At 66.3% G+C, this 13,373-nt stretch carries 15 protein-coding genes and 2 tRNA genes; 15 read left to right on the forward strand and 2 right to left on the reverse strand.

Annotation, left to right across the window (positions count from 1 at the left end):
- Positions 1-5: 5 nt before the first annotated feature.
- The 12 genes from gspF (at position 6) to AX672_RS08210 (ending at position 8,619) form a co-directional block, all read left to right on the forward strand.
- Positions 6-1,235, forward strand: a complete 1,230-nt coding sequence (gene gspF / locus AX672_RS08155; protein ID WP_066650655.1) for a type II secretion system inner membrane protein GspF — start codon at positions 6-8, stop codon at positions 1,233-1,235.
- Positions 1,236-1,243: 8 nt separating this feature from the next.
- Positions 1,244-1,705 (forward strand): type II secretion system major pseudopilin GspG, encoded by a 462-nt coding sequence (gene gspG / locus AX672_RS08160; protein WP_168727393.1) that lies wholly within the window; start codon positions 1,244-1,246, stop codon positions 1,703-1,705.
- The gene (locus tag AX672_RS08165; RefSeq protein ID WP_231731219.1) at positions 1,680-2,228 is read left to right on the forward strand and encodes a GspH/FimT family pseudopilin; all 549 of its coding nucleotides are present in this window, start codon (positions 1,680-1,682) and stop codon (positions 2,226-2,228) included. Before gspG ends, AX672_RS08165 begins: the two co-directional genes overlap by 26 nt.
- Complete coding sequence (gene gspI / locus AX672_RS08170; protein WP_066650658.1) at positions 2,221-2,685, forward strand: type II secretion system minor pseudopilin GspI; 465 nt, start codon at positions 2,221-2,223, stop codon at positions 2,683-2,685. Before AX672_RS08165 ends, gspI begins: the two co-directional genes overlap by 8 nt.
- Positions 2,682-3,374, forward strand: a complete 693-nt coding sequence (gene gspJ / locus AX672_RS08175; protein WP_231731220.1) for a type II secretion system minor pseudopilin GspJ — start codon at positions 2,682-2,684, stop codon at positions 3,372-3,374. Before gspI ends, gspJ begins: the two co-directional genes overlap by 4 nt.
- Positions 3,364-4,353 (forward strand): type II secretion system minor pseudopilin GspK, encoded by a 990-nt coding sequence (gene gspK, locus AX672_RS08180; RefSeq protein WP_066650688.1) that lies wholly within the window; start codon positions 3,364-3,366, stop codon positions 4,351-4,353. The genes gspJ and gspK overlap by 11 nt, the downstream gene beginning before the upstream one ends.
- Positions 4,353-5,432, forward strand: coding sequence for a type II secretion system protein GspL (gspL, locus tag AX672_RS08185; protein ID WP_066650659.1), 1,080 nt, complete (start codon positions 4,353-4,355; stop codon positions 5,430-5,432). The genes gspK and gspL overlap by 1 nt, the downstream gene beginning before the upstream one ends.
- On the forward strand, positions 5,429-5,908 hold the full coding sequence (gspM, locus tag AX672_RS08190; protein ID WP_066650660.1) for a type II secretion system protein GspM: 480 nt from the start codon (positions 5,429-5,431) through the stop codon (positions 5,906-5,908). Before gspL ends, gspM begins: the two co-directional genes overlap by 4 nt.
- Positions 5,908-6,630: a type II secretion system protein N gene (gene gspN / locus AX672_RS08195; protein WP_231731222.1), complete on the forward strand. Its 723-nt coding sequence runs from the start codon at positions 5,908-5,910 to the stop codon at positions 6,628-6,630. The genes gspM and gspN overlap by 1 nt, the downstream gene beginning before the upstream one ends.
- Before the next feature lie 48 nt (positions 6,631-6,678).
- A tRNA-His gene (locus AX672_RS08200) sits at positions 6,679-6,755 on the forward strand.
- A 26-nt stretch (positions 6,756-6,781) separates the two neighbouring features.
- A complete protein-coding gene (locus AX672_RS08205; protein ID WP_066650662.1) occupies positions 6,782-7,831 on the forward strand; it encodes a Glu/Leu/Phe/Val family dehydrogenase in 1,050 nt (349 codons plus the stop codon).
- An 11-nt stretch (positions 7,832-7,842) separates the two neighbouring features.
- Positions 7,843-8,619, forward strand: coding sequence for an APH(3') family aminoglycoside O-phosphotransferase (locus AX672_RS08210; RefSeq protein WP_066650663.1), 777 nt, complete (start codon positions 7,843-7,845; stop codon positions 8,617-8,619).
- Between the two features lie 94 nt (positions 8,620-8,713).
- On the opposite strand, the gene aac(3) is transcribed toward AX672_RS08210, so the two are convergent.
- Positions 8,714-9,535 carry an aminoglycoside 3-N-acetyltransferase gene (gene aac(3), locus AX672_RS08215; RefSeq protein WP_066650664.1) on the reverse strand — a complete coding sequence of 274 codons (822 nt, stop codon included), beginning with the start codon at positions 9,533-9,535 and terminating at the stop codon, positions 8,714-8,716.
- A 16-nt stretch (positions 9,536-9,551) separates the two neighbouring features.
- Positions 9,552-10,646 carry an alanine dehydrogenase gene (gene ald / locus AX672_RS08220; protein WP_066650665.1) on the reverse strand — a complete coding sequence of 365 codons (1,095 nt, stop codon included), beginning with the start codon at positions 10,644-10,646 and terminating at the stop codon, positions 9,552-9,554.
- A gap of 167 nt (positions 10,647-10,813) precedes the next feature.
- Between ald and AX672_RS08225 the strand changes: the two genes are divergently transcribed.
- The 3 genes from AX672_RS08225 to AX672_RS08235 all read left to right on the forward strand — a co-directional run bounded on the left by AX672_RS08225 (position 10,814) and on the right by AX672_RS08235 (position 13,365).
- Positions 10,814-12,721, forward strand: coding sequence for a potassium transporter Kup (locus tag AX672_RS08225; RefSeq protein WP_372587574.1), 1,908 nt, complete (start codon positions 10,814-10,816; stop codon positions 12,719-12,721).
- Positions 12,718-13,233: a 2'-5' RNA ligase family protein gene (locus AX672_RS08230; protein WP_066650666.1), complete on the forward strand. Its 516-nt coding sequence runs from the start codon at positions 12,718-12,720 to the stop codon at positions 13,231-13,233. The genes AX672_RS08225 and AX672_RS08230 overlap by 4 nt, the downstream gene beginning before the upstream one ends.
- Positions 13,234-13,288: 55 nt before the next feature.
- A tRNA-Met gene (locus AX672_RS08235) sits at positions 13,289-13,365 on the forward strand.
- The last annotated feature ends 8 nt before the right edge of the window (positions 13,366-13,373 follow it).

The raw sequence follows: 13,373 nt of genomic DNA on the forward strand, positions 1-13,373 counted from the left end.
CCCCCGTGGCCGACTTTGATTACATCGCCATCGACACCGGCGGGCGTGAGAAGCGCGGCGCGGTGAAGGCCGATACGATCGAACGCGCCCAAGCCGCACTCGACGCCCGCAAACTCTATGTCGTGCGGATCGATCCGGCGAGCACCGCCGACAAGCCCGCCGCTTCGCCGTCGATCATGGCGCAGCTCGGCCGCACCCCCCGAATGTCGACCAAGCACCTGACGTTGTTTACGCGCCAGCTGGCAACGCTCAACCGGGTCAGTCCGCTCGAAGAATCGCTGCGGACGATCGTCCGCCAGACCGAGCAGCCGCATGTCCGCGACATTGTCGGGCGCGTCCATCTCGGCGTGGTCGAGGGAAGGCGACTCGCCGAGTCGATGGCGCGCGAACCCAAGAGTTTTCCGGCGCTTTATTGCGCGATGGTTTCGGCAGGCGAGAGCTCGGGCGCGCTGCCGACAATCCTCGAACGCTTGTCGGTGCTGCTCGAGCGGCAGGCAGAAATTCGCGGCAAGATGATCACGACGCTGGCCTATCCCGCCGTGCTCGCGGTGGTGGCAATGGCCGTTGTCGCGGCCCTGATGATCTTCGTGGTGCCGCAGGTGGTCGAGCAGTTCGACACGGTTGGCCAGCAATTGCCGCTGCTGACGCGCATCGTCATCGCGCTGTCGGCATTCCTGGCGAGCTATTGGTGGGCGATCATCCTGTTCGCAATCGTCGCGGCATTGGGGTTCCGCCAGGCGCTGCGCGAGCCGCAGATCAAGCTCGCCTTCGACAGCTGGCTGCTGCGGCTGCCGCTGCTCGGGCGCTTGCTGCGCGATCTCCACGCTGCGCGGATGGCGCGGACGCTGTCGACGATGGTCGCGAGCCGCTTGCCGCTGCTCGAAGGCCTCGCGCTTACCTCGGGCACGATCCACAATGCGCGGCTGCGGCAGGCGTCGGACGAGATCACCGATTCGATCCGCCAGGGCGGCAGCCTGTCGGCGGCGATGCGCCGCTCGAACGTGTTTCCGCCGCTGTTGACCTATCTGGCTGCGTCGGGCGAGGCTGCGGGGCGGCTCGACGAGATGTTGGAGCGCGCGGCCGATTATCTCGAACGTGAATTCGACCGCTTTACCGCCACGGCTTTGTCGATGCTCGAACCCGCGATCATCATCATCATGGGCGGCATTGTGGCGACGATTGTGCTATCGATCCTGCTGCCGATCCTGCAGCTCAACACTTTGGCCGGGCAATGAGGAGTATCATGGTACAGCGCCCCAATCCCAACTGCCGCCGAACGGGCCGGCGTTCCCGAGAACAGGGCTTTTCGCTCGTCGAACTGATGGTAGTGATCGTCATTCTCGGCTTGCTCGCGACCATCGTCGCGCTCAACGTCATCCCGCTCGGCGATCAGGGCAAGGTCCAGAAGGCGAAGTCGGACATCGCCACGATCGAGCAGGCGCTCGAAGTCTACAAGCTCCAGCAGTTTACCTATCCGACCACGTCGGACGGGTTGCAGGCTTTGGTGTCGCCCCCGGCGTCGCTGACCGATCCGTCGCGTTACCAGAAGGGCGGCTATATCAAGAAGCTGCCCAAGGACCCCTGGGGCCGCGACTATCTCTATTCGTCGCCGGGCACCCACGGGCAGATCGATATCTGGAGCTATGGCGCCGATGGCCGCGAAGGGGGCGAGGGCGTCGATGCCGATATTGGCAGCTGGCAATAACGCGTCACGGCATCGCGGCGAGGGGGGCACGCCACTTCGGCGTTCCGCCGAACACGACTTTACGCCCCGTCGGCGTTCCGCCGAACACGGCTTCACGCTGGTCGAGCTGATGATCGTCATCGCGTTGATCGGGCTGGTGTCGGCGGCAGTGGTGCTGTCGCTGCCCGATCCGCGCGGGCGGCTGCGCGACGATGCCGAACGCTTTGCCGCGCGGGTGCGTGCCGCGCATGATCTGGCGATCGTCGAGGGGCGGTCGGTCAGCGTGTGGGTCAGCGATGGCGGCTATGGCTTTGACCAGCGGGCGGCGGGCGCATGGACGCCGGTGAGCGAAAAGCCGTTCCAGGTGACGCGCTGGGGTGACGGCATCCGCCCCCAGATTACGGCGCCATCGGGGCGCGACCGCGTGATCTTTGATTCAACCGGGCTCGGCAGCACGCCGATGACGATCCGGCTCCAGCGCGGGCGCGACGCGACGACCACCGTCAAGATCGGCATCGACGGAGCGGTGGCGATCGATGGCTGAGCGCCGCCCCGCCGAACCCGGCTTCACGCCCTTTTGGCGTTCCGCCGTAGACGGCTTCACGCTAATCGAAATGATGGTGGCGCTGGCAGTGTTCAGCCTTGCGGGGCTTGCCCTGATCCGGCTGGAAGGGGCGACGATTCGCAGCGCGGCGATCCTCGATAATACGCTGATGGCGCAGATCGTCGCGCGTAACGTCGCTGTTGAGGCGCTCACCGATCTACGCCCGCCGACGCGCGGGACGATTGCGGGCACCGAAACCAACGGCGGGCGGGTATGGCGCTGGCAGCGGCTGGCGGCACCGATCGGTGATCAGGGCGCCATGCGGATCGACGTGACCGTCACAGATCCAGATGGCAGCGCCGCAGGGCGCCTCACCGTGATCCGCCCGCCTGCGACGGCGCCCCGCAAGCCGCGCCTGCCCCCCGGGCAGCAGCCGCCACCGGGAGGGCGGACGTGACCCGTCGCGCCTCCGAACACGGCTTCACGCCCGTTCGGCGTTCCGCCGAACACGGCTTCAAGTCTCTGCGGCGTTCCGCCGAAAACGGCTTCACGCTAGTCGAAGTCATGATCTCGCTGCTGATCTTCGGCCTGCTCGCGGCGGCCGGGGTTGCCGTGCTGTCGTTCAGCGTCCGCGCGCAGGGGGTCACTCAAGCGAAGTTCGACGACATCGCCGCCTTCAGCCGCCTCAACGCCATCCTCACTGCCGATCTTGCCCAGGCATTGCCGCGCGCCACCCGTAATCCGCAAGGGGGCCCGCAGCTGCCGTTTGAAGGCGGCGTGGGGGATCCGGTGCTGGCGGTGGTGCGCGGCGGCTGGACCAATCTCGACGAAGCGCCGCGGCCCGATGTGCAGAAGGTCGAATATCGGCTGCGCGGTGGTGCGATCGAGCGGGTTGCCTATCCCATGCTCGACGGTGCCGATCCACTGCCGCCTGCCGTCTTGCTCGGTGGCGTCGATCAGGTCGCGCTTCGCTTCCGCATCAATGGTGCTTGGAGTGATCGTTGGCAGTCGAAGCCCGAGGCGCCACTGCCCGAAGCGCTCGAAATGCAGATCGGCCGGCGCGACGGGCGTCGCTACCGGCTCGTGATGCTGGTCGGCACCGGCTATGCGCCGCCGCTACCCGAAGGACCGGGCAGTGGCCAATAGGACGCCCCCGCATGAACGCGGCGCCGCGCTGCTGACGGTGTTGCTGCTCGTTGCTGTGATCGCGGTGTTGGCCGGACATGCGCTGGAGCGGATGCGGCTGGCGACTCGCCTCGGCGCGAACAGCGTGGCGATTGATCAGGCGCGCGCCTTTGCGATGGCCGCTGAAACCGCGGCGATGGTGCGGATCAATTCGGTGCTCGCCCGCGATGCGGCGCGCGTGACGCTGCAAGGCGATTGGGCGGGCAAGCCCTATCCGCTGCCGGTGCCCGGCGGCATCGCCACTGCGACGGCGACCGATGGCGGCAATTGCTTCAACCTCAACGGCCTTGTCCAGCAGAGCGATGTCGACACATTGGTGACGCGGCCGGCGTCGGTCGACCAGTTCGGTCGGCTGATGCGCTTGATCGGCATCCCTGATCAGCAGTCGCGTGAGATTGCCGCCGCAGCCGCCGACTGGATCGACACCGACAATATCCGCCAGACCGATGGCGGCGAGGACTCCGATTATTCGGGCTTCATCCCGCGCTATCTGCCAGCGAATGCGATGATGGCCGACCCCAGCGAATTGCGCGCCGTGAAAGGAATGAGCCCGGCGATCTATGCCAAGCTGCGGCCGTGGGTCTGTGCGCTGCCGGTCGCCAAGCCGACGCGGATCAACGTCAACACATTGCTGCCCGAACAGGCGCCATTGCTCGCCATGCTGCTGCCCGATACGCTCGATATCGGGCGGGCGCGTGCGGTTTTGCTTGAACGGCCGCCGCAGGGCTTTACCAGCACGGTTGCCTTCTGGCAGGGGGCGGCGCTGAAGGGGACGACGGCAGGCCCCGAAGTGCAGCAGCAGACGGCAGTAACCACGCAGTGGTTCGGCTTGAAGATCGACGTGGCATTGGGGGGCACGCAGTTGACGCAAACCGCGCTCATCGACGCGACCGAGCCGCCGGTTCGGCTGGTCTCGCGCGCGTGGAGCGATCCGTCGTGATGGCGCGCGCGCTGTTCCTGCCGAGCTCGTCCGAAGCCTCGCACCGCTGGATCGCGATCGATGGCGACACCATTGTCGCGCGCGGGGAGGGGGTGCCGGAGGCTGACGATGTACCGCTGACGGTGATCGTGCCCGCCGAAGACGTAACGCTGCACTGGGCCGACGTGCCGGCGCGATCGACCGCGCAAGCGGTGGCGGCGGCGCGACTGCTCGTCACCGATGCGAGTGCGACGCCCATCACCGACCTGCATGTCGCGGTCGGCGACGAAGGGACCGATGACAAACCGATTGGCGTCGTGGCGTCGCAGCGGATGCGCGACTGGCTGGCGGGCCTCGCCGAGCGAGGGCTCGACCCGCAGGCCATGATCCCGGCGCCAATGCTGTTGCCGCGCCCGACCGAAGGCTATGTCCGTGCCGATTTCGGCGGTGACGGGGTCGTGCGCGGCCCGGCGAGCGGCTTTGCCGACGAACCCGGCCTGACCAAGATCGTCACCGGCGGTGTCGCGCCCAGCGTGATCGATCGTGACGCGCTCGAAAAGGCCGTGGTCGCGGCAATCGCGCGACCCGCGCTCGATCTGCGCCAGGGTGCCTTTGCCCGGCGCGAAGCGATTTCGTTCGACTGGGGTGTGGCGCGTCGCGCCGGTTGGCTGGTTGCGGCGATCCTGCTGGTCACGCTTGCAATCGCGCTGGTCGAAATCGCGCGCTACAGCTTTGCCGCCGACGAACTCACCCGCAAGAGCGACCTGATCGCGCGCGGCGGCTTGCCGCGTGGCGAGACGGTCAACGATGCCGGCCGCCAGCTCGATGCCCGGCTCGTGCGGCTGCGCGGCGGCGGGATCGGTTTCAGCGCAACAGCGGCAATCGTTTTCGACGCAATCCGCAGTGTCCCGGGCAGCGAACTTCGCGCGCTGTCGTTCGATGCGGCAGGCAAGATGCGCGCATCGCTGGTGACGCAGAATGAGGGGCAAGTGACCGATCTGATCAACCGCATCCGCGCGCGCGGGCTGGTGGTGACGCCGAGCACTTTTTCGGGTGGCAATGGTCGCGTGTCGGGTGACCTGACGGTGACCCCGCGATGACGGCCAGCCAGCGCCAATGGTTTGCAGGGCTGAGCCCGCGCGAAAAATGGCTGGTACTGACGGCCGCCGTGCTGGCCGTGCTGACGTTCATTTGGTTTGCGGTGATCCGCCCGGTGAACGACGCCCTTGCTGGCGCCAAATCGCGCCACACCACCGCCGTGCTGCGGCTGGCCGCGACCGAAAGCCAGATGGCGGCGCTCAAGCCGCTGCTCCAGGCCGGCGCGCCGGCAATGACCGGGACGCTTGAGGCAACCGTGCGTGACCGTGCGACCCAGGCCGGCTTCGTGCTGACGACGGTGTCGCCGCAGACCAACAATGCGCTGCTGATCGGCATTGCCTCTGCCAAGCCGGCGGCGCTGTTCGGCTGGATCGCCGACATGGAGCGCGACGGCTTCATCGTCGATTCGCTGTCGACGACCGACAATGGCGACCACACGATCTCGGCGCAGATCACCTGGAAGCTGCGGGGCATCTGATGCGGATCCGGCTGACCACCAAGCCGCTGGTGCTGTTCGGGGCGATGCTCGTCGTGGCACTGATCGCGACCTTTCCGATGCGCTTGGCGCTTGCCTTGACGGGGCTCGGCAATGCCGGGCTTTCGGCACGGTCTTCAGTCGGACCGGTATGGTTCGCGACGCTGCGCGAAGTGCATTTCGGCAACGTCGAGCTCGGCGATGTCCACGCCTTTCTGTCGCCATGGCAATTGTTCGTCGGGCGCGCGCGGGTCGATCTTACCGGGCCGCCGCCGGTTGCGGGCGAAGCGCTGCGCGCCGGGATCAGCGTGTCGCGGCACAGCATCGGCGTTGATGACGTCACCGCCAGCGTCGCGCCCGGCGATGTCTTCGCGCCGTTGCCGGTGACCAAGCTCGATCTTGGCGACGTGACCGTTCGCTTCGAAAATGGCGCCTGCCAGCAAGCCGACGGTCGCGTGAAGGCCGAGCTGGGCGGTGGTCTGGCCGGGCTCGCGCTGGCGCAGGGGATGAGCGGCAATGCGCGCTGCGAGGGCGGGGCGCTGCTGGTGCCGCTCGCCAGCGCCTCTGGCAATGAGCGGGTGCGGCTGCTGGTGCAGGGGGACGGGCGCTACCGCGCCGAACTGCTCGTCGCGCCAACCGATGCGGCCGTGACCGAGCGGCTGGTCGCGAGTGGATTTCGGGCCGACAACGACGGCTACCGGCTTTCGGTCGAAGGGCGTTTTTGATAGGGTTGACGCTGCCCCGTTGGGACCGCTAGTGGCGCGGCCTTCATGGCGACCGTAGTTCAATTGGTTAGAGCGCCGGCTTGTGATGCCGGAAGTTGCGGGTTCAAGTCCCGTCGGTCGCCCCACTTTCCGCACCCTTGGGGGGTCACGCGTGCCTAACCGCTGGGGTTTCCCCGATTTCGACGCGCACGAAGGCGTGCATTTGGTCACTGATCCGGCATCGGGGCTGCAGGCCGTGATCGCCATTCACTCGACCAAACTCGGGCCGGCGGGCGGCGGCGTGCGCTTCTGGCACTATGCCGACAGCAACGAAGCGATCACCGATGCGCTGCGGCTGTCGCGTGGGATGAGCTTCAAAAACGCGATGGCGGGGCTGCCAATGGGTGGCGGCAAGGCTGTGGTGCTCGCCGACGCCAATCGCACCAAGACCGATGCGCTTCTGAAGGCCTTTGGTCGCGCGATCGATTCACTCGGCGGGCGTTATGTCACGGCCGAAGACGTCGGCATGTCCGATAAGGACATGGTCACGATTTCGAGCGAGACCAAGTACGTCACTGGCCTGCCGGTCGCGTCGGGGCGTGCGGGCGGCAATCCGGGGCCGTCGACGGCGCTTGGTGTCTATCTCGGCGTCAAGGCAGCGGCGTTGCGCGGGCTTGGCGCTGACCGCATGCAGGATGTCCACGTCGCGATCCAGGGCGTCGGCTCGGTCGGGGGCGGGCTTGCCGAGCTGTTGGCGCAGGATGGCGCGCGGCTGACGCTGGCGGATGTCGATGCTGAGCGCGCGCAGGCGCTCGCGGCGCGACTGGGGGCGGCGGTCGTGCCCGCCGAAGAGATTCTGGGAATCGAGGCGGATATCGTCAGCCCCAACGCGCTCGGTGCCATCCTGACCGAAACGTCGATCGCGGCGCTGCAAACCAAGGTAATCGCAGGCGGCGCCAACAACCAGCTTGCGACGCCCGAGGATGGCTGGCGGCTGCACGCACGCGGCATCACCTATGCCCCCGATTACGTCATCAACGCGGGCGGGATCATCAACGTCTGCCTGGAGTATATGGGGCAGGGCGACCGCGCCGAAGTCGAAGCGCGCATCCACAAGATCCCCGACCGGCTCAACGAAGTTTGGGACGAAAGCGACCGCAGCGGCGAGCCCGCAGCGGCCGTGGCGGACATGATCGCCAAGCGGCTGATCGGCCGCGGCTGAGCGCGCGCGGCGTGGAACTGCCATCGTCGCTCGCGGAAATTGTTGCGGGCTATCGTGCGAATCCCAGTTTGGTAGGCGAATCTGGCGCCGTGATCCACCAGCTCGATGCTGTTGGACGTCCGGTGCTCTTCCTGAAGCAAGGCGGTAGCCGGGTCGCCACCGACATCGTCGACGAATATGCCCGGCTGCGCTGGCTTCAGGGGCGCTGGCAGGTATCCGCGATCGTCGGCTATGCCGAGACCGAAGCTGGCGCGTGGCTGCTGACGACCGCGCTGCCCGGCCGTGCGGCCTATGGCTGGCTCGAGGACCATCCCGACCGTCGCGAAACTGCGATGCGCTCAATCGCAGCGTTCCTGCGTCTGATGCACGCAGAGCCAATTGCGACCTGCCCGTTCGACGCGAGCCTCGACCTGCGCAGCGCCGATGCAGCCGCGAATGTCGTCGCGGGCCGGGTTGATCTCGATGACCTCGATCCCGAGCGCGAAGGCTGGTCCGCAGAGCAGTTGTGGGACCATTTTCAGCGCCTGTTGCTGCTCGATGCCGATCCGGTGGTTACGCACGGCGACTTCTCGCTCGACAATATCTTCCTCGACGATGACGGCACGGTCACCGGATGCCTCGATGTGGGCCGCGTCGGGGTCGCGGACCGCTATCAAGACCTGGCGATCCTGTGGAACAGTCTGCGCGAGTTCGATCTCGGTCTCGCCGAGGCCATGTTCGAGGCTTATGGCGTGGCGCCCGATCGCGAGAAGATCGAGCTCCACCTCCTGTTCGACGAATTCTTCTAGTTCATCGGCAAATCAAGCGCTTCCGCGACGCACTGAGACCGGATTTTGCGGCCCGACACATGCGACCCGCTCGCCAGATCCGGATTGGCCGCAGCTAGGCCGAGGCGGAGCCGGTCGCGGCCTCCATCCAATCGACCGCAAAGCGAACCAGCAGCGGCGCCTCCATCAACAGCGACGGCGCAGCGCCAATGGTCCCGCGTGAACCGTTACCGCGCTCGACAAAGGCCGAGACAATCGCGTGAATGTGATTCGCAGGCAACGCATCGCTCACCGGATCATCGGTTTCAAACTCCTCGACGAAGCGCCACTGCGTCCCAGCAGGTGTGGCGAGCGGGACTTCAAAACGCACCACTATCTTGGCGGGCAGGCGGGCGAGGTGTTCAGCATAGTGAATTGCCGTGCATTTGCTCCACGGTGCGCCGACCATCAGGATTCGTCCGCCGGCCTCAACCAGCTTGGCAAGTGGCGATCCGGGACCATAGCCATAGTCCATCGGGTGATCCGCGGTCAGCCAGTCGGCCCGCGCGCCGATTGCCGCCATCGAGGCGCTCGGGTTAGAACTGCGGCATGCGCCTGGGGTTGTCCTGAGGCATTCGGCGATCGCGCCATTGATTCGGATGGCCCGCGCGGTTGCCGGATCAAAGGGCGGGACATGATCGCGCCATTCGGGCAGCACGCATCCCTCCTCGTCGAGCAGATACTCATGGCGGCTCTCCCAACTGGTATAGACCATGATCGTGCCGGTGGGACCGACGACGTCCAGCATCGCGTGTGTCAGAGTATCTGGCCCATTGAGGATCGGCCCCACCCGGCGCATCGCCGCATGGACCAGCACGGTATCGCCCCCGCGCAGGCCGATGCGGTGCAAATCCTCACGCAGCGACGCACGTGTGCGATACTCGGGAAGCTCATCCACCCCGGCTCGTCCCACCTCAGTTCATCGGCAAGTCGAGCGCATCAGCCACGGCCTGGTGCCGAATCTTGCCGCCCGAGACATTCAAGCCGTTCGCCAGATGCGGGTCGGCGGCCATTGCGGCCTCGGCGCCCAGATTGGCGAGTTTCAGCGCGAACGGCAGCGTCGCGTTGTTGAGCGCGAACGCCGAGGTGCGGGCGACGGCGCCTGGCATGTTGGCGACGCAGTAATGGATCACGCCATCGACTTCGAACACCGGGTCCTCGTGCGTCGTCGCGTGGCTGGTCTCGAAGCAGCCGCCCTGGTCGATCGCGATATCGACCATCACCGACCCGCGCTTCATCGTCTTGACCATCTCGCGCGTGACGAGCTTGGGCGCAGCCGCTCCCGGCACCAGCACCGCGCCGATCACCAGATGTGCGTTACGCACCGCCGCTGCGATCGCCGCCGACGATGCATAGGCGGTCTTGATCTGGCTTGAGAAAAACATGTCGAGTTCGGCAAGGCGGGCGTTGTTGATGTCATAGATCGTTACGTCGGCACGCATGCCGACTGCCATCTGCGCGGCATTCACACCCGAGACACCGCCGCCGAGGATAGCGACGCGCGCCGGCGCCACGCCGGGGACGCCACCGAGCAGGACACCGCGGCCGCCCTGTTCCTTTTCCAGATAATGCGCGCCGACCTGCACCGACATGCGGCCTGCCACTTCGCTCATCGGTTTGAGCAGGGGCAGCGAGCGATCGGGCGCGGTCACCGTTTCATAGGCGATGCAGGTCGCGCCCGATTTCATCAACCCTTCGGCCTGCGGCTTGTCGGCCGCGAGGTGGAGATAGGTGAACAGCGTATGGCGTGCTTCGAGCAGCGCGATCTCGACCGGCTGCGGCTCCTTGACCTTCACGATCATGTCCGAGTCGGCGAAGACTTGCGCTGCGGTGCCGACGATGCGGGCGCCGGCCTCGACATAGTCGGCATCTTCGAAGTCGATGCCCATGCCGGCGCGCGTTTCGACCACGACTTCGTGCCCGGCACGCACAAGTTCGGCGACCGACGGCGGGGTAAGCCCCACGCGATATTCGTGATTCTTGATTTCCTTGGGGACACCGACTCGCATTGTCATCCACTCCAACTGCAGACTCGCGCACGGTCCAGCGCCGCGCTTGGCCCCAATGTCCCGTTGCGGGGGGCAAGCGCAAGTGCTAGGCGCGCCGCCAGTGACCTTGGGGCTCGCAACGCACCGTCAATGACCGATTTTGCTTCCTCGGCCGGACCGATCCACCGGTGACCACCACCCCCGACAGCGCGACGGTGGCCCCGCCGAAGGCCGGCGGCAAACGCGGTGCGGCTGCACTCGCGATCAGCGCGATGGGCGTCGTGTTCGGCGACATCGGCACGAGCCCGCTCTATGCGCTCCGCGAGACTTTCGCCGGCCATCATCCGCTGACGCCCGATTTCTTCCATGTGATGAGCGTCGTCAGCCTGATCTTCTGGTCGATGATGATCGTGGTGACCTTCAAATATGTCGGCGTCATCATGCGGGTCGACAATCGCGGAGCAGGCGGCAGCCTTGCGCTGCTCGCGCTGGTTTCGGGCCGCACCAAGACCAAGCGCTGGTCGACCGGCATCGTGCTGCTCGGCGTGCTGGCAACCGCGCTTTTCTATGGCGACGCGATGATTACCCCGGCCGTGTCGGTGCTGAGCGCAGTCGAGGGCATCACCGTCGCCGCACCCGGCTTTTCAGGCTGGGTCCTGCCGCTCGCGGTGGCGATCCTTGTCCTGCTGTTTTCGATCCAGCGGAGCGGCAGCGCGCGCGTGGGCATGTTGTTTGGCCCCGTCATGCTCGTCTATTTCGTAGTGATCGGCACGCTCGGTGCGGCCAGCATCGTCCAGACCCCGACGATCCTCTGGGCACTGTCGCCGCATTATGCGCTGGCCTTTTTCGCCAGCGAGCCGGTTCGGGCGTTTCTGGGGCTCGGCTCGGTCGTGCTGGCGGTGACCGGCGCCGAGGCGCTGTACGCCGACATGGGGCATTTCGGGCGCAATCCGATCAAGGTGTCGTGGCTGTTCTTCGTGCTGCCGGCGCTGCTGCTCAATTACATGGGGCAGGGGGCGCTGCTGATGCGCGAGGGGGCGCCCGCGCTCCACAACCCCTTTTTCCTGCTCGCGCCCGACTGGCTTCAATTGCCGCTGGTGGTGCTCGCCGTTCTGGCCGCGACGATCGCGAGCCAAGCGGTGATTTCGGGGACCTTCTCGGTCACGCAGCAGGCGATCCAGCTTGGCTTCATGCCGCGGCTGCGGATCGATCACACCAATGCCGACACCTTCGGCCAGATTTATGTGCCGCTGATCAACTGGGCGATGCTGACGATGGTGATCCTGCTGGTGCTGCTGTTCCGCAGCGTGTCGCAGCTGACGTCGGCCTATGGCGTCGCGGTAACCGGCGCGATGCTGATCGACACCTGCCTGCTGGCCGTGGTGCTGACGCGGCTGTGGAACTGGCCGATGGTGCGCGCGGTGCCGCTGCTCGGGCTGTTCTTCATTGTCGACGGTGCCTATTTCACTGCGAACCTGACCAAAATTCCCGCGGGTGGCTGGTTCCCGCTCACCGTCAGCCTTTCGATCTTCGTGGTGCTGACGACGTGGTCGAAGGGGCGCAAGCTGATGGTCGAGCGGATGCGCGAGACGGCGATGCCGATGAGCGTCTTCATCCGGTCTGCTGCAACCGCCGCGACCCGGGTGCCGGGGACGGCTGTCTTCATGACGTCAAGCCCGGTTGGCGTGCCGCACGCGCTGCTCCACAATCTGAAGCACAACCGGGTGCTGCACGACCGCATCATCCTGCTGACGGTCAAGATCGCCGATGTGCCGACCGTGCCCGCCGATGAGCGGTGCAGCATCGAGGATCTCGGCCACGGCTTCCACCGGATGATCCTGCAATATGGCTTTGTCGAGGAGCCCGATGTCCCGGCAGCGCTTGCCAACGTGCACCGCTGCGGCGCCGATTTCCGGATGATGGACACCAGCTTCTTCCTCGCGCGCCAGACCCTGCTGCCGTCGGCAAAGCCGGGGATGAGCATCTGGCGCGAAAAGCTGTTCGCGTGGATGCTGCGCAACGCCGAAAGCGCGATGGAGTTTTTCCGCCTGCCGACCAACCGCGTGATCGAACTCGGCAGCCAGGTCGAGATTTGACCGAGGGCAGGGCGCCGATCATCGTCTCGGCGCTGTTCGGTGCCCCAGACTTCGCCTGGTTGGACGGGCTTCGGCGTACGCATTTCCCACCCGAACGCAATGTGATCGCGGCACATCTTACGATGTTCCATCATCTTGCGCCCGATCTTGCCGCCGAACTCAAACAGCGGCTGGCGGCGGAAACGCGCGGTGTTCCGGCACCCCGCGCACGCATCGCGGGGCTGATCAATCTCGGGCAGGGTGTCGCCTTCCGCATCGAATCGCCCGAGCTGGAGGCTGTTCGCGCCCGACTCGCTGATGCCTTCGTCACCATGCTGACGCCGCAGGACCGCGCGGGCTGGCGACCGCATGTGACGATCCAGAATAAAGTGACACCGGCCGAAGCGAAGGCGCTTCTCGCCAAGCTCTCGGCGGAATTTGCGCCGCGCCCGCTTGCCATCACGGGGCTGGCGAGCTGGTGGTATCGCGGCGGGCCATGGGAGCCGCTGTCGCGCCACATGTTCGCGTCTTGACCCGCCGCGCGCCAGCCCTTATGCGGCCCGCTCGCCTTCGCGGCGAGCCGATTGGGGCGAAGTAGCTCAGCTGGTTAGAGCACGGGAATCATAATCCTGGGGTCGGGGGTTCAAGTCCCTCCTTCGCTACCACCTCGATT

The sequence above is a fragment of the Sphingomonas sp. CCH10-B3 genome, assembly GCF_001556185.1.
GTDB lineage: Bacteria > Pseudomonadota > Alphaproteobacteria > Sphingomonadales > Sphingomonadaceae > Sphingomonas > Sphingomonas aquatica.